The organism is Fructilactobacillus sp. X7R4C1, assembly GCF_059901115.1.
Genome location: NZ_JBWXVD010000001.1, coordinates 312,407 through 331,597 on the forward strand (window position 1 = coordinate 312,407; position 19,191 = coordinate 331,597).

Below are 19,191 nucleotides of genomic sequence, written 5' to 3' on the forward strand. Positions count from 1 at the left end.
ATCTATCCGAAGAATAAGTACACTAATATTTCGTTTAAAATGGAGACAATCCACATGACTGGAACTCCCAGTTTCAACAGTTGCTGGGGACGAACCTTCATGTAGTCAAGACCCCAGACGTTCCATGACTGAGTAATATCAGTTGAAACCGCCATCAGAGTTGGAACGTACATTAACGGTAACAAGAACATGTCGTTAAACATTCCGGTGGCGGAAAGGACGGCAGCCGTCGCAGCTCCTGCACCCCAGACCTGAAGTGGACCTCTAAACAATGCTAAGGGAGCTAAGACTCCGATTCCAATCGCTAGCAGTAAATGACTGTTTGGCAGGATGGCGCTGAAGATTCCCTTGAAACGACCAGCGTTTGACTGAGCCGCACCGGCAAACATAACCAGTGCCATCAAGAACATGATTAAGCCCGAAATGTCGTTAATGGACTGTTTAATCGTGGTATTAAGAAACGTTTTGAATTTTTTGTAGCCGTTCATCTTACCAGTTACAAGCATGGCCAAGATACTAGAAAGGATCAAGGCCGGAATAGCATCCCAGCCGAGCGCCATGTTCAAAATAACGGGAACAACTGGGATGGCGTACGCAATGTACGGAATCTTGTCGACGTCTCCTGGATCAGTTGCCCCGATTTTCTTCAGGTTGGCCTCGGCATTCTTTGGATTGAACGTGTGGCGTTTCATCACTAGGAACAAGATCACCGCGATTAGTTGCACCGCCATAGCGGCCCATCCAAACTCGAGGTAGTGCAGATTGTACTGAGCTTTGGGAAAGAAGGCCTTGATTTGGTTGAACAACACGACGTTAACGTACATGGCCGAGCCAATCGACAAGGCAAACGTCGTTAGGGCCACGTCTCGAGGAATCCCCAACGATAAAAGGATTGGTAACAAAATGACACCGATGGCAATGACCGAACCCACTCCGTAGGAACTGACAAACAGCAGGGCCGTAACTAAGACAATCAGGATGGCGGCTAGTAAGGGATGCGATTTTCCAACTTTATTCGTTTTCTGTGAAATTGATGGCGCAATGCCACTGTCAACCAGCACTCGTCCAAACCACGAACCAAAGACGATGTAGATAATCGTCGAACCGTACTTCAAAGCGGGCGTCGAGAAGACCGCTGTCAAAGCGGTGTGATATGGGATCAGGCCGATGACGGTCCAAAGAATCGCCATGACGAAGAACCCAATGGTCAGGTCCCCACCTTTAACAATGTAAAAGATAAAGCCAGCAAAGGTAATCAGTAACAGAATTGCGATAATGGTATTCATCAGCTACATCACCTCATCTCTCAGCAACTTGACCTGACGTTCAACGTGTTCATCATCTTCCATCGGGAATTCAAGCGCCAAATCCGCCGTTTTCGGTAACTCGTTCAGGATGTTTTTCCAATCAAACATGCCGTCGTTTAGATCGTCCGCGGTCTGTAAGTCATCTTCGTCAAACTGGTTGACGTTCTTTAGATGAATGTAATCGGTATACTGGTACAAAGAATCAGCCGCATAGTCCGCACTTTGATGGGTAAACGCCCAGTTGCCAAGGTCGTACACGTACTTAATGGGCAGCCCATTCTTTTTCGCTTGGTTTAAAAAGTGTTTAACATTAGCCATTTTGCCACTAACCTCGGTTTGATCGTTTTCCACGTTCATTTGAATCTGATCGAGTGGTAGCCCGTCAAAGGCATGGGACAAATCACCGTCAAACGCCCGAAAGTTTCCCACGTTAAACTTGATTTTGGTAATTCCCATTCGTTGCCCCTCGTTGAAGTATTGCTTCAATTTTGGATTAACCGAACCATCCTTTAAAAACAGTTCGTCTGGAACACTGTAATTAACAAGGAGTCCCGTTCTCAATCTGGCATTATCAATCTCATCCAGTTCCGTTGAAAAATCCTTGATGTATTCTCGTCGAACCTCAATCCCGTCAACGTTCATTTGCTTCACGCGTGGAAATATCGCTGCCTGACTCGTACCGGCTTCGATGTCATTTACAAAGATCCATGTATTTAAAAACAATCGCATCAGTATTCACTCCTTTTTTAATTTGATACCGCTTTCATATTGATACTTATGGTAAACGTTTACATAAAAGTAGTCAATACTGTTTGGCAATCTTTTTTCTAAAAATATGTAATCGTTTTCCATGACGCCATAAAAAAAGGCTAGCCTCACTAGGCTAGCCTCGAGACTTAAAATTGGGCTGGAATCTCAATTTTTTTCGCAATCGGTTGGGAATCACTCTCAATCCCTTCAATCAGGATCTGAGCGGCATTCACCCCAATCTGAAACGGATCCTGATTAATAACCTTGATTCCTGGGTCAATATTATCTACCAGTGAAGTGTCAGAAAATCCCGTCATGTGCACCCCATCGGACTTCCGAATTACCCCATCCCGAATCAACTTGGGCAAAAACTTCAAGAGCCACCGTTCCTTTAAAGCAAAAATCAGCCCCCCATTTGTTTCTTCCAGGGCCTTTTTTAGTTTGGCGTATGCCTGATGAAATGAAGCCTCATCGTTTCCCGGTTGAACGACAGTGACGTGGTCCCCATAGACCGCTTTAATTCCGTTCAGTCGTTGTTCTCGGGTAGAAACGTTTTTTACGTTATTTGTAATCACAAAGACGTGGCTTAATCCCTGGTCTTTAAAGTATCGCGCCGCTTTCTTACTGACTTCATAGTTATTGGTAACCACACTCGGCCACGGACTGCCCTTAATCTGCCGATCTAACATGACCACCGGCACGTTTACGGGAATTGAGCTTTGAAAGGCGTCCAGGTCGTTACTTAATGGCTGAATCAAGACGCCACCAAACATTTGTTGGTTAAGTGAAGCCAAGGTTCCAAGTTCTCGTTGCTCATCACTATCGGAATCCATTAAGACCGCGATGAAGTTGTTCTTTTTTAAAACCGAATTAACACCCTTAAAAATCTCCGTGGAAAAGTAATCATCAACATCCGCCGCAATGACCGCCACCAATCGACTTTGCTTGGTAATGAGCTGTCTGGCGGATTCATTTGGCACGTAATTCAACTTCTTGATCGCTTCGGTGACCCGCTTCGCAGTAGCATCGGACATGTGGTTGGTCTTTCCGTTTAAGTAGCGTGAGATGGTGGCAGTTGACACTCCTGCTTCTGACGCAACGTCTCTTATCGTAGCTACTGAACCCATTTGGACCACTCCCATCGTTTTTTTCATTCTACCATTTATTAAACCATTGTTTCAGACCAATAAAAGAATTCATCAATTAATTGATGAATTCTTATTGAGTTACTTAAATTTAAGGTTCCAAGCCGCTTGTTGATTAATCCCGGACTCTTTCTTAATCAGTTTAGCGGTTTTTTCGGTCTGATAGGCTTTCACTAATTCCTTGATTTTCTTGCTATGTTCGTCGCGCTTCTTTGCGGCAATGAAGTTGACCCACTTATGCGAATCCTTGGTAAATGGCGCCGTATAAATGGCCTTCTTCGGACTCAGGTTCGAACTCTCAGCAAAGTTCCCGTTCACAACGGAAGCTCCCGCTGAATTCAGTAATCGTGGCGTTTGCGAGGCGTCAACTTCCTTAATCTTCAGGTTCTTCGGATTACTAGTAATGTCCTTGACGGTGGTGAACGCCTTTTTCGGATTTAACTTAATCAACCCCGCACTCTGAAGGACGTGTAAAGCCCGCGATTCGTTGTTAGTGTCGTTTGGCACCGCGATTGACGTTCCGTTGGAAATTTCACTAACCGACTTAAACTGATTGGAGTAGATTCTCATTGGCTCAATCACGGTATCCCCCACCGGCACGATGTCCGTGTGGTGGACGTCATTCCAATTGTCCAAAAATGGGTAGTTTTGGTAGGCATTCACGTCGATGTCTCCGTTAGTCAGAGCGTTGTTAGGCTGTGAATAATCGGTAAACGTCTGAAACTGAACGTTTAGGCCATACTTATCCTTGGCGTCTTTAGCCACTTCGTTCCAGATGGCCTGTTCCTGTTTGGATCCGGCCATGATGCCAACGGTAATGGTGTTCGCTTCAGCCTCTGATTGGTGGAAAAAACTGAAGTATCCGGCGATTCCAATAAACAATATAATTCCAATCCAAATTAAGTATTTAACCCATCTTCTCATCTGCGTTCCTCCCATTTATTAACCAAACAAAAAAAGCATCCATCCTGTAAAAAGGACGAATGCTTTCGCGGTACCACCTTAGTTCATAGCCGTCTCACAACGACTACCTCAACGGTTACTTGTAAAAATAACCGGGCCATGATATCGGCGGCATCCCGTCACCAGCTCACGATTTACTGGTGAAAACTCCAAGTCCATCTTCAACAACGCTAACTCATCTCATCGCACCAACCTGAGACTCTCTTTGAGTTTCTTCTGCCTACTCAACTTTTCCGTTTAGTTAATTTATTGTTTTTAATGGTCGTTACTTTACATGCTTTAAAACTCAATGTCAATCATTTTTGAGAAAAAATAGAATAACTTTTAAAGTTATTCTATAATAATGATATTAAATCACAAGGGGGAATTACCATCTCGAAGTTCATACATAAGCATTTTACGCTATTTTCAATGATTTTATTTTTAATTCTAAGCGTGGTAATCGTCAGTCCGTATTTCTTTGGCAATCCAATCCTACCACGCGAAGACATGCAGTTTCATCTGGCCCGGGCGTACGAAAGTTACATCCAGGTTCAACACGGTGGCTTCTTACATATGATTCCAGGAATGATGACGAAAACTTTTGTCAAAGTTGGCTACCCACTAAACGGTTTTTATCCGATCTTTGCCGTCTTACCCGAGGCCATGATTCATCTGGCCATTAAGAATCCGTACACATCCTACTTACTTTACCTAATCCTAATCAACTTTCTGGTGTTTATCTCCATGTATCTAGCGACCTGGAAAATCACCAATCGAAAACTGACTGGGCTCGCATCCGCCATCATCTACGGTTTATCGACGTATCTAACGTTCAACCTTTTTGTCCGCTTTGATGTGGCCGAAGGAATGGCGTTTGTCTTTCTGCCAGTTGTTCTCTACGGAATTTATCAAGTATGTATCAAAAACTATCGTCAGTGGTGGGTCTTAAGTGTTGGATTAACTCTGCTGGTATTAACCCACCTACTGTCGTTTTTGATTGCCGGTGCATTTGCCGCCATGACGATCATTATTATCATGTTAAACCATGATTCATTGAAACTTAAAGTAAAACGGGTCATAGCGCTAATCGCCGCTGCCGTCGGAACCTTTTTTCTGTCAGCTTTCTTTTTACTGCCATTAATTCAGAATTACCACTACGACCAAGAAATTTCCATCATGAAGTGTAGGCTCCAAGACATGAGCATCCCGGTCACCAATCTGTTTTTTGGTCCCACTCCGAACGGACCGTGGCAGTATGGCGCTGGCATTGGCATTGTCGGACTAATGATCATCATTTTGCTGTTCGTCTTCTGGCATCGAATCGACCTGTTCTCTAGATCAATGACGGTCCTCTCACTGCTCTTTCTGCTTTTTAGTTCCAATCTCTTTCCGTGGGACCTTTTGCAAAAGTGGGTGGGAATGATCCAATTCCCATTCCGTTTTTTAATCATCACCACTGTCCTCCTTGCGTTTTTGGGCGGAGAAATCATCACCAAGATTTTTGCCAAAAACAATTCTACGGGAGCTCTCCTGATTTTAGGCGTTTTAGGACTTAGTCTCTGTTCGTCACTTGCCACCAATTTGCAGCTCAAATCGTGGGAACCTCAGGCTTCTTCACCACAGGAATTTGAAAAGGTGGGAAAATCGGCCGTTTATTGGGACTACCTCCCTCATGCTTCCGATTCACTAGAACCGCTACTTAAAGAACACTCTATTTTAAAAATGAATCCAAATCAGAAGGGCTTAAAACAAAAGAAACGGACTACCTCGTACAATCAAATTGAGTACCAGTTAGACGCTGAAAGTGCCACCAGGGTTCGTTTGCCAAATGTTTACTTCCCTGGCTACGTAGTGACCGTTAACAATCAGGCCGTTCCAATTAAAGTAGACCAAAAGCGTGCCATCCACATTCCCGTCAAAAAGGGAGCAAACACCATCAAATTGACGTATCACCGCACCCGCGTTCACATCATTGGGATTTGGATCAGCGTTATTTCTTGGTTACTTTTACTGGTATACCTTGGGCTGGCATTTTACAAAAAACATTTTAAATAAACGAAAATGGGACTCACGTGACGTGAATCCCATTTTTTAATAAAAAAGAACCGAAGCAATTACTCCGGTTCTTCCCTGGCTTATTAATCTCTTATTCTATTTTTCAACTTGATTGTTGGTCGTAACTTGACCATCAATCATTTCACCGTCATCTTTTAACTGTAAGAAGTTATTCTTGAAATCAAGTTTTAGACCTGGTCCGAAGAAAGTCATATCATTCTTGCTGGTTAAAACGTCAGCACCTTGATTGTTTTCAAGTTTAACATCATAGTCTGATGGTGCTTTTGAAACACCAACAACTTGAAAGGCATCTCCAACGGTGCAAGCACCGCCGGCACCTTCAGAGAAGTTATTTGATCCGTCATTTGCGGCCAACAGGTATGCGTTAGCACCTGCTAATCTTTTCTTCATGTAGGCCATTGCGTCATCAGTAATTGTTAGTTTCATATTTATAACCTCCTATAAGTGATTCAGAAATGAACCTCTTCAAATCTTCACTATTTATGATAGCAGGAATTCACCATAACGCAAGTAAAATGTACACAACTTAATTTTAAAGGGTCAATCAGTTTTTTTCCCTTTATATTAGTCTCTTAATGGGTTATTATAGTGTCAGAAACAAGTCCAATCCGCTTAACAGGATTAGAAATGTAGAGGTGTATATTATATGGTTATGTATAAAGATCTTGAAGGCAAGACGGCCGTAATCACTGGAGGAGACTCAGGGATTGGTGCTGCCATTGCTGAACGTTTGGGTCAAGAACACATGAACGTGGTTATTAACTACCACAAAAACGAAGATGCAGCTAACCAAGTTGTTGAAATCGTTGAAAAAAACGGTGGCCACGCCGTTACTAAGCAAGGCGACATTGGCGATGATGCTGGTGCTGAATCATTAGTACAAGCCGCCGTTGATTCCTTTGGTGATTTGGACGTTTGGTTCAACAACGCTGGGATGGAAAAGAAGACCCCTACAAACGAAGTTACCCTTGAAGAATGGGAAGCAGTCGTTAACGTTGATTTGACTGGTACTTTCTTGGGTACTAAAGCTGCTTTAAACTACTTCTTAAAGCACAACAAGAAGGGTAGTATCGTTCAAACTTCATCAGTTCACCAACAAATTCCATGGCCGACATTTGCAAGTTACGCTGCAAGTAAGGGCGGCGTTAAATTATTCACCGAAACTGCCGCAATGGAATTTGCTCAACAAAACATTCGAATTAACTCGATTTGTCCTGGTGCCATTAACACCCCAATCAACGCCAAGAAGTTCGCTAATCCTAAGACTTACGAATCAACTGTTAACATGGTTCCAATGCACCGGATTGGTAAACCTTCCGAAGTTGCAGCTGCTGCCGTTTGGTTAGCTTCTGACCAAGCTAGCTACGTTACTGGAATCTCACTTTACGTTGATGGTGGAATGACATTATACCCATCATTTCAAAATGGTAACGGTTAAAATTACCAACCAAAAAGACTACGAATTTGAATTCGTAGTCTTTTTTTGGTCTAAAATACCTTTAAAATTCTTTTGATTAACTCATTAATTCCGTGCCATCCAAACAGGACGCATGCAGCAACTAATCCAACTCCTTCAAAAAAGAGGACCAACCGTTCTCTTTGATCCAGGATAAAATATGCAGCAATCACCCCGATTACAAGTAAACACGCAACTATTAGTCTAATTTTGGCTTTGATTGGTCCTCATCTCCTCAGAATTCCTGTTTTAATTCTACCAATCATTTCACTAAATTCAACTACTTAAAATACTGCTGAGAAAAGTTGACGACTTTTTGCGTATACGTATCTGGATCCTGACTCCGACCTTCAATATGGCCAGCACCCTTAATGATCCAGATTTGTTTTGGACCAGCATCGTTCTTGTAGTTCTCATAGGCATTTTTAACGGGGACAAACTTGTCAATGTCACCGTGAATGATAAACAACGGAATCTGGTTGTGCTTCAGGGTCTTCTTCGTGTTCCCATCATTCATGTTATACTTCGCAAACATTCGTACATAGAGATTAACGGTCGGAACCAGTGGAAAACTCGGAATGTTAAATAGCCGCTTCAATTGGCCACCCAACTCCCCTTCGACACTGGCATAACCACTGTCTTCAATCGCAAACTTCACGTTACTTGGCATTTTTGGTAAAGAGTACATGACGGCCGACGCCCCCATGCTTGTCCCAAATAACCCTAATTCGCCATCGGGGTGATCATAATTGAGCACTCGAGCCCATTTTTCCAGGTTAGTGGCGTCTTTGACACCGTACCCGATGTATTTACCACCACTGCCGCCAAACGACTGGTTATCCGGTGCAAGAACGTTATAACCGGCATCATGAAAGATTTTTATAAAGGATTCCATCTCTTCACTATTACTACCGTACCCGTGAACGACAATCATCGTCTTGTTGGTTGGTTTTTCCGATGGGACGTATCTAGCAACCAAGTTAGTGCCATCACTCGCCTTTTCGTGTAGAACCTGTGCGTGATTATCACTAAACCACTCGGTATCGGGCGTCCCAGCATTTTCGTTGTACAAGCTGGCTAGTCCCGTCTTCCCAAAGGCAAAGTTAAACAGGAGATAGCCAACCGCCAAATCAAGGATGATTGCGAAAATGACAAAGAAGAAAGCCGTCACCCCGGTCCATTTCAGTATTCTTTTCATTGACTTTTCTCCCTTCTAATTGATTTTCACTTTTAAAAATGATTTTAATAAGTCTATGTACTATCTTAGTGGAGGTCAGACACAATGACACAAAAAAGGTTCAGTTTAGTGAAAAATTAATGAAAATAAAATACACCTATGAAAACCATAGGTGTATTTGTGCTTGTATAAGGATAAAATTATTAATTAGATAATATGTTTATTTATTAGAATTGCTATCTGAACCTTGCTGGCTTGAATCCTGCTTCTCAGAATCAGGGGTAACGTCCTTCCAATCACCCTTAGCTCCATCATCGTTAATCAAGTTCGTCTTAAGCGTACTAATGTTAGTAAATACCTGCCACATGATAATGGCCATCACAATGTGTGAAATCCATCCTACAATTGGAATGACAGCGATTATTGACAAGACAATCCCAACGATAAATCTTGGTTTGATGTTATCCATCTCAGCCTTAACTTTACCATCACTGAGTGAGCTCACCATCTGCGAACTGATGATGAAACAAGTAATGTAGAGACCTAGTAGTACCAAGAGTGGAACCCAAAGCATGCTGACAATGATGATCCCGCCAAGAATTGGAAACAACAAAACCGTTTCAATAATTGAAATTACTAGGGTTAGAACATACAAGAAGTCTAACTTTTGAACAATATCTGATTTCTTCATAAATTCCTCCAATTAAATCTTTTCTATATTATTATTTTACCCTAAAATCGAATTCATTTGGGGAAATTAATCGTGATACAATTGGTGTAATTGCTTAATGGAGATGAACAACTTGCCGAAACGCACACACCACATTGATTTTTCAGACATTCGATACGTTCTCTTTGCAACCATTATTGGAACGCTGACGGGTGCCGTAATTGCGTCTTTTCGTTACCTAATCCAGGTCGCTTTAAAATGGTCGCTTACAATTTATCATGGACTTGACCACAATCTCAATCTTCTGTGGTTGGTAATTCCCACTTTCTTACTCATCTCAATCGTGACCGGTCTTATCATGAAGGGCGATCCTGACGTTAAAGGCTCCGGGATTCCACAGGTTGAAGCTCAACTTGCGGGCAACATTGAAACTAATTGGGTCTCTGTCTTATGGCGGAAATTTGTCACTGGTGTCCTAACCGTTGGAACCGGAATCTTCGTCGGACGAGAAGGTCCCTCCGTTCAGTTAGGTGGTGCCATTGGTCAAGGAGTTGCCCAGGGATTTAAGGAAGGTGGTTCCGAGCGGCGATTGATGATCGCAACCGGAGCTGCTTCTGGACTGTCGGCTACCTTTAGTGCGCCACTAGCGGGCACGTTTTTCGTCATGGAGGGCGTCTACCGCAATTTCTCCCCCGCCGTCTGGCTTTCGTCCCTCACGGGGTCAATCTGTGCAAATTTTGTTTCATTAAAAGTTTTCGGCTTAAAACCAATTTTACCCATTTTTTACAGCCACATTTTTCAACTCCAGAACTACTGGCAACTCATCATCTTGGGCATTATTCTAGGTGTTCTAGGCTACGTCTATAATTTAGGTTTATTAGACCTGCCAAAGTGGTTCGCTAAGATTAAAATTATTCCATGGTACTTTATGTGTGCGATTCCGATTTTACTGGTTATTCCCGTTGGAATGTTCTTTCCGGCCACCATTGGAAGTGGTAGTCGGGTCATTATGACCGTTGCTACCCACAACGTGCCCTTAACTGCCATCTTTGTCTTCTTAATCGTCCGGTTTGTCTTCGGATTAATTACGTATGGTGCCGGAATTCCTGGTGGCTTCTTCATGCCAGTCTTAGCCGTTGGATCACTGATTGGTGCCGCTTACGGTGGCTTTATGTCACATACTGGACTACTCGGTGCCGGGTACGTCAACAACTTGTTGATTTTCGGGATGGCCGGCTACTTTGCGGCCGTCAGTAAGGCGCCTTTTACCTCAATCATGCTAATTACCGAACTGGTCGGTAACACCAAGAACTTCATGGCGTTAGCGCTCGTAGTCCTTATCTCGTACGTCGTGGTCGACATGCTGGGTGGCCAACCAATCTATCAAGCCCTGGCCGAACGGTTAACGGCCATCAAGACATACTTCAACGCTGACAGCAAGACGGACAAGATTCAGGTCCCGGTCTACGAATTCAGTTCAATTGAAAACAAATTAGTCAAAAACATCCACTGGCCGAACCACTCCATTCTCATCACGATTAGTCGGGGTAATCTCCACATCATTCCCAATGGAAACACCCAAATTAAAGCCGGTGACACACTGATCGTCCTCGCCCATCGAGATAACATCGGACCAGTTAAGAAGCAACTGGTGAAAATGGCAATGGAAATTGACGAATAAAACAAGCATTACGTAAATAAATACGTAATGCTTGTTTTATCTATTAACTCTTACAACTTCCTAGCATCAATCTTCTTCAATACAATACGTCCTTCAAGTAACATTTTATGAAGAATATGTTTACCCCTTTGAGTTTCAGTTGAATCACCATACTTATTCATAAGTTCATAAACTTCATGCTCATAATCTGTTGTAATTTTATCTCGATATGGCTCATAATTTTCTGCTTTACCATAAAGATTTGAGTAGCAAAATATTAATTTAGTGGATGAATTATACATATCATAATCATCAAAAATTGATTGGAAATAAGAATAATCAGCTGGAGCTAAAGAATGACCATAAAAGTAAATTCTGTTAATGTCATCTTTATTTGGTAAAAAATCATTTTTTTCTCCCGTAGACCTATCCATAATTCTAAAAGTTTTGCTAAATGTATAAAAGTCAGGATACGTTCTAATATCATTGTAATCAACGCCAATAATCGGGTTCGAGGTATCTCCATGAATATTGTTTACAGTAATATTATCTGAAAATGGATTTGTATAATTAAAGTCCAAAATGTTTGCATTTGCATTTTTATCTATCTTGTCTAATAAATTTGATGCACGCAAATTATATTCCTTGTTTTTACTAATTTCTTTCTTTATATAACTACCAAGGTTACGTTCAAACTTTTTTAATTGTTCAAACAAGAATTCGATAAAATGAGTTGGAGTATAGTATTTAATTTTATAACTAAAAGTATAAACAATTAAAAATAATAACAATAAATTACTTTTATTACTTTCATTGTCTTTATTTGTAATCATATTTATTATTTTATTTTTAATTTTTCCAGATCTTTCAAGACCATCATTTGTACTATTAATACAATCTTTTGATTGTTTTAATATTTCCATAATGTAAGGGATGGATCCGATAAACTGGTTTCCAATTAATAATTCTTTAAGATTAGTTTCAACATCTGCCCAATTAACCTCTTGATAACTTTTTTTATTATTATCTAAATATTCTTCTGATTTAAAATATATATCAAACAAAGAGGGAAAGTCATCTTTGGACACTTTTAATTCCATATATTCTTTGTTTCCATTCCCAGTATGAGATTCGTTACCTACACACTTACAATAAATATTGTCAATCAAAAAACTTGTTTCCATATCATTAGTGGACATCACATTTAACTGATTAATACTTTTTGACAACTCTCCTGCAAATTCGTTCAAAATAACAGAATCAGAACCATCTTTATTTATTTTTTCATAATCCACACTTTTAAAGTATTGACTAAAACTTGTTTTTAATCCACAAGCCAAATCAAAACCGTTCCCAATAATAACCAAATCCTTTGCATTTACCATATTCACCACTCCTATTTATTAATGTGAATAGTTTAACTTTGTTTTATTAAAATGTCTATGTAAAATATCAAACACAAACTAATACATTGGCATTGAAAACGATTACATAACCTGCTAGTCTTAAATTAAGAGTTGTAACTACAAGGAACATTTATGAAAGTTGGTGCACACATGGAAAAGAACGTTTTAGGAATCGACCTCGGTACGGGATCGGTCAAAGTCACTGCTGTCAACAAGTTTGGTGATATCGTGGGACAAGAATCAAAGGAGTATCCGAATCCGCATCCCAAACCAGGTTGGAGTGAACAAAATCCCAATGACTGGGTCAACGGTACGATTGCGGCGATTAGAAAATTAGTCAATGATGATAATGTTGATCCGGAGTCCATTAGTGGAGCTAGTTTCTCAGGCCAAATGCACGGACTAGTCTTGTTGGACAAAGACAACAAGGTCATCAGACCAGCTATCTTGTGGAACGACACCAGAACCACAAAACAACGAAAAGAAATTGAGGATAAACTGGGCAAACGATTCGTTGAAATCACTGGTAATCAACCACTGGAGGGCTTTACCATCACCAAACTTCTCTGGGTCAAAGAAAACGAACCGGAGAATTGGGCGAAAGTCAAAACCTTCCTCCTACCAAAGGATTACCTGCGCTTCAAGATGACTGGTAACATCGCGGTCGACTTCTCTGACGCTACCGGAACCACCCTTTTAGACATTCACGATAACAAGTGGAGCCTCGAAATCTGTAGGGCCTTAGGCATTCCCGAGAAAATCCTGCCGCCGCTAATCCAGTCCATTGACTACGCGGGAAACGTCATCCCCGACTTCGCCGATCAAGCCGACATGTCAACCATTACCAAGGTCTACGGTGGAGCCGCCGACAACTCAGCGGGAGCAGTTGGTGCGAGCATCATGTCACCCAATAACGCGCTAGTCAGTGTCGGAACCTCTGGCGTGGTATTACATCACGAGGTCGACCTCTCAACTGACTACGATGGTCGCCTGCAAATGGAAGACCATTCCATTCCCAACACCTACTATTCAATGGGTGTCACGCTGGCCGCTGGTGATTCTTTGACCTGGTACAAGAACACTTTCGTCAAAGACGAAGACTTTACCGAGATGACTAATGAAGCCGGTAAATCTCCGATTGGAGCCAACGGACTCTTATTCACGCCGTACATTGCAGGGGAACGAATGCCCCACGCTGATTCGCAAATTCGCGGGAGCTTCATTGGAATTGACCGCACCCAGGTCCGACGCGACTTCACTAGAGCCGTGATGGAAGGGATCACCTTTAGTCTCAATGATATCTTAGCCATCTACGACCAAATGGGAGCCACCATTGATCACGTTACTTCCATTGGTGGCGGCGCTAAAAGTTCCGTTTGGACCCAAATGCAGGCGGACATCTTCGACAAACCCGTCATTACCCTCGCAAACGAACAAGGACCTGGCATTGGAGCAGCCATGATTGCGGCTGTCGGACTTGGCTGGTTCACCGGCTTTCCCGCCTGTGCCGATCAGTTCATCAAATTCGGTAAGACTTACGAACCAATTGCCGCTAACGCAGCTAAATACGCCAAGATTTTTAAAATCTATCAACAAATTTATCCCCAAACGAAAAAAATTAGTCATGAATTACATGATTTACGTTAATTCAAACCTCAAAATAAAAGAACGCAGTCTAAGCTGCGTCCTTTCTGCTAGTGAAACGCGTTTTAATTAATCCGATCAGAGCCGGAAGTAACGTAATTAAGATAATTGATAAAATCACGGCCGAAAAGTGTTCCTTAACGAACGGAATGTTGCCAAAGAAGTATCCGCCACCACAACATAGTGCGACCCATGCCACGCATGCGGTAATGTCATACTTCACGAACTTTTGGTAACTGTAGTCACTGCTGGCAGCGACGAACGGAACGAACGTCCGCACAATCGGCATGAAACGACCAAGCAGGATGGCCCATGAACCATACTTATCAAAGAACTGATGAGCTTTCCCAAAATCCTTGGGCTTAATGAACCGACTCAAATACTTATTGTCAGTAATGGCTAGGCCAACTTTTCTTCCCAAGAAGAAATCCAGTGAGTCCCCCAAAGCAGACGCCAGAAAGAACAAAATCACAAAAATCCAGATGTTTAAATCATTGGTACTAGCGGCGGCCAAGGCTGCGGCCGCAAACAAAAGTGAATCACCCGGCAGAAATGGCATGATCACGGCGCCGGTTTCGATGAAGATAACCGCAAACAGGATCAGATAAGTCCAATTGCCAAACATGTTGACGAGTGTGACTAGGTGGTGGTCAATGTGAAGCACAAAATCGACTAAAAAACTCATATAATTAATCCCCACTTAAATTTAGTTATTTTATAATTTTACCAAAATGCCGCTAGCTAGGATAGTCACACAACACCTATCGGCCTCTATTTAAACTAAAATTAATGAATATCAAAAAGACGACTGAACTATCTGAAAGTTCAATCGTCTTTTAAGGTTTAAATTTAATTATAGCTTCGGTTGAATCAGTAAAATGACCCCAATGACCGCTACCACCAAGATGGCAATCGCAAAGTAGCGTTCGTACTTGCCAAAGATTGGTTGTCCTGGTGCGTACTGTTTTCGAGCGTACATAAACAGTGGGATTCCTAGCGCATAGATCACGAAGGCAATCGTCAGGTATTCCAGTCCGGCAGCGTAGCCCATGAAGATGGTTCCTAAAATTGCGAGCGCTGAAACCAAATAGGCACTCTTTCTAGAAACGGATAGTTTGTGCCCTTCAGGATTGAACGTTTTCTCATTGCGACTAATCTTGAACAGGTACATCATCGAAATCAGGTATGGTGGCACCGTCATCGTTCCAACAATGGTCAGCGTGAAATTGAAGGCGCGACCGGCAAAATGGGTAAAGATAATGATTAATTGAATAACGATAACTGTCATGAACAACGAATGAATCGGAACGTTATTCTTGCCCATCTTTCTAAAGAACTTCGGGAAGGTCCCGTCCATGGAGGCTGCTCGGGGCATCTCAGACAAAACTAAGACCCACGTCAACCAACTGGATAAGACGGCGATAATGACGCCAAAGGTAATGATTAAGCGTCCCAGTGGTCCCAAAACAATCTGCATCAAAGCTCCGGTTGACGGACTCTGAAGGTTCGCCAGTTGACCGTAACTGCGTAAGCCTAGTGGCAAAATCGAAACCAAGGCGTACAGAACCAAACAAATCAAGAAACCGTATTTAGTGGCCTGACGCACGTCCTTTTGACTCTTGGCGTTACTTGACAAGACGACGGCCCCTTCAACTCCAGAAAAGACCCACATTGTGGTCATCATGGCGTTTCGGACTTGGGAAAACAAACCACCCATGGCCTTGTCATTAACCTTTGGTAACGTCTGAGACGCAAACATGTTAGTGGAAAAAGCGTGCCAGTTAAACACCACAATCATGGTAATGATGAAGATCGCCACAATCGTCAGCATGCAGATGGTTCCAAACACATCGACGTGACTGGTAACCCGGATGCCCCTTAAAATCAGGTAAGTCATGAGCCACAACACGATGGTTCCTCCAATAATTGAGATCCAGTTATTGCCACCAGTAAACGTCCCAGGCCAAAACGCGTTTAACGTCGACATCAAGAGGACCGAATACGCGGCAACGGCAAACGACTGACAGATCCAGTACCCCCAACTTACAAAGAAGGCGGTAAAGTTGCCAAACCCAGCGTGGGCATAGTGATACAACCCGGTGGTGTACTGTGGTCGAACCTCTGACAGGGTCATAAACGAACGCACAATAAACCAGATAATTAACCCAGATAGTGCCCAAGCGATGATTTGGGCAATTGCTCCGGCATGGAGTGCCATGTTTTGTGGCAAATCGTAGATTCCACCACCAACCATCGCTGATAGTACAAATGCGGTCAGACCAATAGTTCCGACCTTTTCTTTTTTACTACTCAAATCCCCACTTCTTTCATCTTGAATTAAAAGAAAAAGGCGATATTATTCGCCCTCCTCTTGATAATTAATCCATTCGCATAATGTTTTTACTATTTAATTTCTTGGCTTCTTTAATCTGACTCTTCATGCTTCGACTCTGAAAGTTGACTTCAACGGAATTCCCGTCGTTACGCAAGTCTTCAGCGGTTTTTAGGGCCTTATCAAGGATCTGATTCTTAACGTCAGCTTCCTTATCTTTCACGTCGGTCGCAATGAAGTAGTCAATCGAATCACTGTCATCGTTAGAGTTCACGATGGTTGCCAACCGTTCCTCACCAAAGGCAAAGCCCACGCCACCGGTATTTTCAGGTCCCCCGAACTCTTCCACCATGTGATTGTATCGGCCACCAGCACAGATCGTGGTGTAATCGTCTCCGAAGCTCGGATCCTTGGCCATGATTTCAAACACCGTATCAGTGTAGTAATCAAGTCCGCGAACCAGCCGATCGTCAACGGTGTACGGAATGTCTAAAGCATCAAGGGCCGATAAAACATCATTAAAGTACTGTTTGGATTCATCCGTTAAACTGTCTTCTAATTTCGGAGCGTCAGCAACTAATTGTTGATCCCCCTTGTCATTACTGTCCAAAATCCGGAGTGGATTCTGTTTTAAGCGCCGCTTGGAGTCCTCACTTAATTGGTCCTCATACTTTGAGAAGTAGGCTACTAGAACGTCATGGTAACGTTTCCGACTCTCTTCATCACCTAACGTGTTGATTTCAACCCTTAAGTCGTTAATGTCGACGCCCTTGAAGATGTCCAGGGCTAACGCAATCGTTTCAGCGTCAATCTGAGCACTGGTAGCTCCGATTGATTCACACCCAATCTGATGGAACTCCCGATTATGAGTCGCACCAGGACGTTCGTATCTAAACATGGCTCCCATGTAGAAAACCTTAACGGGCTTGGGATGTTCTGGTCCAAACAGCTTGTTTTCAACGAAAGAACGTACTACTCCAGCGGTTCCCTCTGGTCGTAGTGAGATATCTCGCCCACTTTTATCCTGGAAACTGTACATCTGCTTGGTGACGATATCCGAACTATCACCAGAAGTTCTGGTAAAGACGGGGGTTTTCTCAACTAGCGGAGTGCGCATTTCATGAAAGTCGTATCGAGCGAAAACGTCCCGCGCCGTATCTTCGATTCGTTGCCAAACACTGGTCTCATCAGGCAAAATGTCTGACATCCCTCGCACTTTCTTAAATTTGTCATCCATAATATTCCCATCTTTCTATTAATTGTTTAATTAAAATTCTGTCAAATAGATATACGTAGATTTTACCATTATTGAATTACTCTGTCTTGTCCGTCTTTATAAATCAGTCAAACGCCAACCACATATGATTAAAGTTAACCAAAGAAAAATTGTTCGAGTTGTCATTGATGTTACAACGTTTTTTATGGTATTCTATTAACAATTTATATAAAACTGAACAATAGGAGGAGTACGATGAAGGATTGGAATTATAAATTCGGGAAACAAGGATTAACATTTGACGATGTTCTCTTAATTCCTGCAGCAAGTGACGTGTTACCAAACCAAGTTGACTTGAGAACGACCTTAGGTAAGAACTTAAAGTTAAACTTACCCGTTCTAAGCGCAAGTATGGACACTGTCACAGAGGCACCTTTAGCGATTGCGATGGCTCAAAACGGTGGACTCGGCGTAGTTCACAAAAACATGAGCGCTAAAAAGCAAGCAGCTGAAGTTAAAACGGTTAAAAATGCTGAAGTTACCGGTGCCAATGCTGCGGTTGATGACAATGGTCATCTATTAGTAGCGGGGGCCGTTGGGGTAACTAACGATACCTTCGATCGAACTCAATTATTATTTGATGCCGGGGCAGACGCCGTCATCATCGATACCGCCCACGGTCATTCCAAGGGTGTGTTAGAAAAAATCGCTGAAATCAGAAACAAGTTCCCAGACAAAACTTTGATTGCCGGAAACATCGCGACCGGTGCTGGTGCCAAAGCCCTCTTTGACGCTGGTGTTGACATTGCCAAAGTCGGAATTGGTCCCGGTTCCATCTGTACCACCCGGATCGTGGCCGGTGTGGGAGTTCCCCAAATCACCGCTGCCTTTGACGCCGCCCAAGTTGCCGCCGACTATGGCAAGCAAATCATCGTTGACGGTGGGATGCAGTACACCGGAGACATCGTTAAGGCGCTCGCAGTGGGCGGCAGTGCCGTCATGCTAGGAAGTATGCTGGCAGGTACGACGGAGGCCCCTGGAGACGTTTATACGGGTGCTGATGGCAAGAAGTACAAGGCTTACCGTGGCATGGGCTCACTGGCAGCCATGGAAAATGGCTCTTCTGACCGATACTTTCAAGGTAAGGTCAAAGAAGAAAAGAAACTCGTCCCAGAAGGAATTGAGGGTCAAACCCCATACAAGGGTGACGTCTCAACCGTTCTCTTTCAGATTGCGGGTGGCCTTCGTTCTGGAATGGGATACACCGGCTCTCACACCATTTCCGACTTAAATAATAACGCTCAATTTGTTAGAATTACTAATGCAGGACTACGCGAATCACATCCCCACGATGTGCAAATCACCAAATCCGCACCAAACTATTCAATCGATAAATAGGAGGAATTT

The 19,191-nt window shown here is 42.8% G+C and carries 17 protein-coding genes and 1 other annotated feature; of the genes, 5 read left to right on the forward strand and 12 right to left on the reverse strand.

The genetic code is table 11. The features are described from left to right. Nucleotides 1-2: 2 nt before the first annotated feature. The 4 genes from AC6UC9_RS01680 to AC6UC9_RS01695 form a co-directional block, all read right to left on the reverse strand. Complete coding sequence (locus AC6UC9_RS01680) at nt 3-1,289, reverse strand: Na+/H+ antiporter NhaC family protein (RefSeq protein ID WP_500700999.1); 1,287 nt, start codon at nt 1,287-1,289, stop codon at nt 3-5. Beyond that, nucleotides 1,290-2,036 carry a sugar phosphate isomerase/epimerase family protein gene (locus AC6UC9_RS01685; RefSeq protein ID WP_500700944.1) on the reverse strand — a complete coding sequence of 249 codons (747 nt, stop codon included), beginning with the start codon at nt 2,034-2,036 and terminating at the stop codon, nt 1,290-1,292. A 167-nt stretch (nt 2,037-2,203) separates the two neighbouring features. Then, nucleotides 2,204-3,211 carry a LacI family DNA-binding transcriptional regulator gene (locus tag AC6UC9_RS01690; RefSeq protein WP_500700945.1) on the reverse strand — a complete coding sequence of 336 codons (1,008 nt, stop codon included), beginning with the start codon at nt 3,209-3,211 and terminating at the stop codon, nt 2,204-2,206. Nucleotides 3,212-3,283: 72 nt separating this feature from the next. Continuing rightward, entirely contained in the window at nt 3,284-4,126 is an 843-nt protein-coding gene (locus AC6UC9_RS01695; RefSeq protein ID WP_500700946.1) for a MetQ/NlpA family ABC transporter substrate-binding protein, read from the reverse strand. A gap of 48 nt (nt 4,127-4,174) precedes the next feature. After that, nucleotides 4,175-4,408: a binding site (T-box leader), on the reverse strand. Nucleotides 4,409-4,576: 168 nt separating this feature from the next. Between AC6UC9_RS01695 and AC6UC9_RS01700 the strand changes: the two genes are divergently transcribed. Beyond that, on the forward strand, nt 4,577-6,202 hold the full coding sequence (locus tag AC6UC9_RS01700) for a YfhO family protein (protein ID WP_500700947.1): 1,626 nt from the start codon (nt 4,577-4,579) through the stop codon (nt 6,200-6,202). Nucleotides 6,203-6,298: 96 nt separating this feature from the next. Here AC6UC9_RS01700 and AC6UC9_RS01705 read toward each other — a convergent pair whose 3' ends face one another. Then, on the reverse strand, nt 6,299-6,649 hold the full coding sequence (locus tag AC6UC9_RS01705; RefSeq protein ID WP_500693299.1) for an iron-sulfur cluster biosynthesis family protein: 351 nt from the start codon (nt 6,647-6,649) through the stop codon (nt 6,299-6,301). Nucleotides 6,650-6,875: 226 nt separating this feature from the next. On the opposite strand from AC6UC9_RS01705, the gene AC6UC9_RS01710 reads away from it, so the two are divergent. Beyond that, entirely contained in the window at nt 6,876-7,661 is a 786-nt protein-coding gene (locus AC6UC9_RS01710; RefSeq protein WP_500693605.1) for a glucose 1-dehydrogenase, read from the forward strand. A gap of 50 nt (nt 7,662-7,711) precedes the next feature. Here AC6UC9_RS01710 and AC6UC9_RS01715 read toward each other — a convergent pair whose 3' ends face one another. From AC6UC9_RS01715 to AC6UC9_RS01725, 3 genes are all read right to left on the reverse strand, one after another. Next, nucleotides 7,712-7,852, reverse strand: coding sequence for a hypothetical protein (locus AC6UC9_RS01715; RefSeq protein WP_500696363.1), 141 nt, complete (start codon nt 7,850-7,852; stop codon nt 7,712-7,714). A gap of 107 nt (nt 7,853-7,959) precedes the next feature. Then, nucleotides 7,960-8,877 (reverse strand): alpha/beta hydrolase, encoded by a 918-nt coding sequence (locus tag AC6UC9_RS01720; RefSeq protein WP_500700948.1) that lies wholly within the window; start codon nt 8,875-8,877, stop codon nt 7,960-7,962. Between the two features lie 199 nt (nt 8,878-9,076). Then, nucleotides 9,077-9,547, reverse strand: coding sequence for a hypothetical protein (locus AC6UC9_RS01725; protein WP_500700949.1), 471 nt, complete (start codon nt 9,545-9,547; stop codon nt 9,077-9,079). A 103-nt stretch (nt 9,548-9,650) separates the two neighbouring features. Between AC6UC9_RS01725 and AC6UC9_RS01730 the strand changes: the two genes are divergently transcribed. Further along, nucleotides 9,651-11,207: a ClC family H(+)/Cl(-) exchange transporter gene (locus AC6UC9_RS01730; protein WP_500701000.1), complete on the forward strand. Its 1,557-nt coding sequence runs from the start codon at nt 9,651-9,653 to the stop codon at nt 11,205-11,207. Nucleotides 11,208-11,257: 50 nt separating this feature from the next. Here the strand turns inward: AC6UC9_RS01730 and AC6UC9_RS01735 are convergent, their stop codons facing one another. Beyond that, complete coding sequence (locus AC6UC9_RS01735) at nt 11,258-12,571, reverse strand: AbiH family protein (protein ID WP_500700950.1); 1,314 nt, start codon at nt 12,569-12,571, stop codon at nt 11,258-11,260. 171 nt (nt 12,572-12,742) lie between these two features. Here AC6UC9_RS01735 and xylB point away from each other — a divergent pair, with 171 nt between their 5' ends. Then, a complete protein-coding gene (gene xylB / locus AC6UC9_RS01740) occupies nt 12,743-14,239 on the forward strand; it encodes a xylulokinase (protein WP_500701001.1) in 1,497 nt (498 codons plus the stop codon). 28 nt (nt 14,240-14,267) lie between these two features. Here the strand turns inward: xylB and AC6UC9_RS01745 are convergent, their stop codons facing one another. The 3 genes from AC6UC9_RS01745 to hisS all read right to left on the reverse strand — a co-directional run bounded on the left by AC6UC9_RS01745 (nt 14,268) and on the right by hisS (nt 17,805). After that, the gene (locus AC6UC9_RS01745) at nt 14,268-14,921 is read right to left on the reverse strand and encodes a VTT domain-containing protein (RefSeq protein ID WP_500700951.1); all 654 of its coding nucleotides are present in this window, start codon (nt 14,919-14,921) and stop codon (nt 14,268-14,270) included. A gap of 168 nt (nt 14,922-15,089) precedes the next feature. After that, nucleotides 15,090-16,550, reverse strand: coding sequence for an amino acid permease (locus tag AC6UC9_RS01750; protein ID WP_500700952.1), 1,461 nt, complete (start codon nt 16,548-16,550; stop codon nt 15,090-15,092). A gap of 64 nt (nt 16,551-16,614) precedes the next feature. Continuing rightward, nucleotides 16,615-17,805, reverse strand: a complete 1,191-nt coding sequence (gene hisS, locus AC6UC9_RS01755) for a histidine--tRNA ligase (RefSeq protein WP_500700953.1) — start codon at nt 17,803-17,805, stop codon at nt 16,615-16,617. 234 nt (nt 17,806-18,039) lie between these two features. Here hisS and guaB point away from each other — a divergent pair, with 234 nt between their 5' ends. Further along, nucleotides 18,040-19,182 (forward strand): IMP dehydrogenase, encoded by a 1,143-nt coding sequence (gene guaB, locus AC6UC9_RS01760; RefSeq protein WP_500700954.1) that lies wholly within the window; start codon nt 18,040-18,042, stop codon nt 19,180-19,182. The last annotated feature ends 9 nt before the right edge of the window (nt 19,183-19,191 follow it).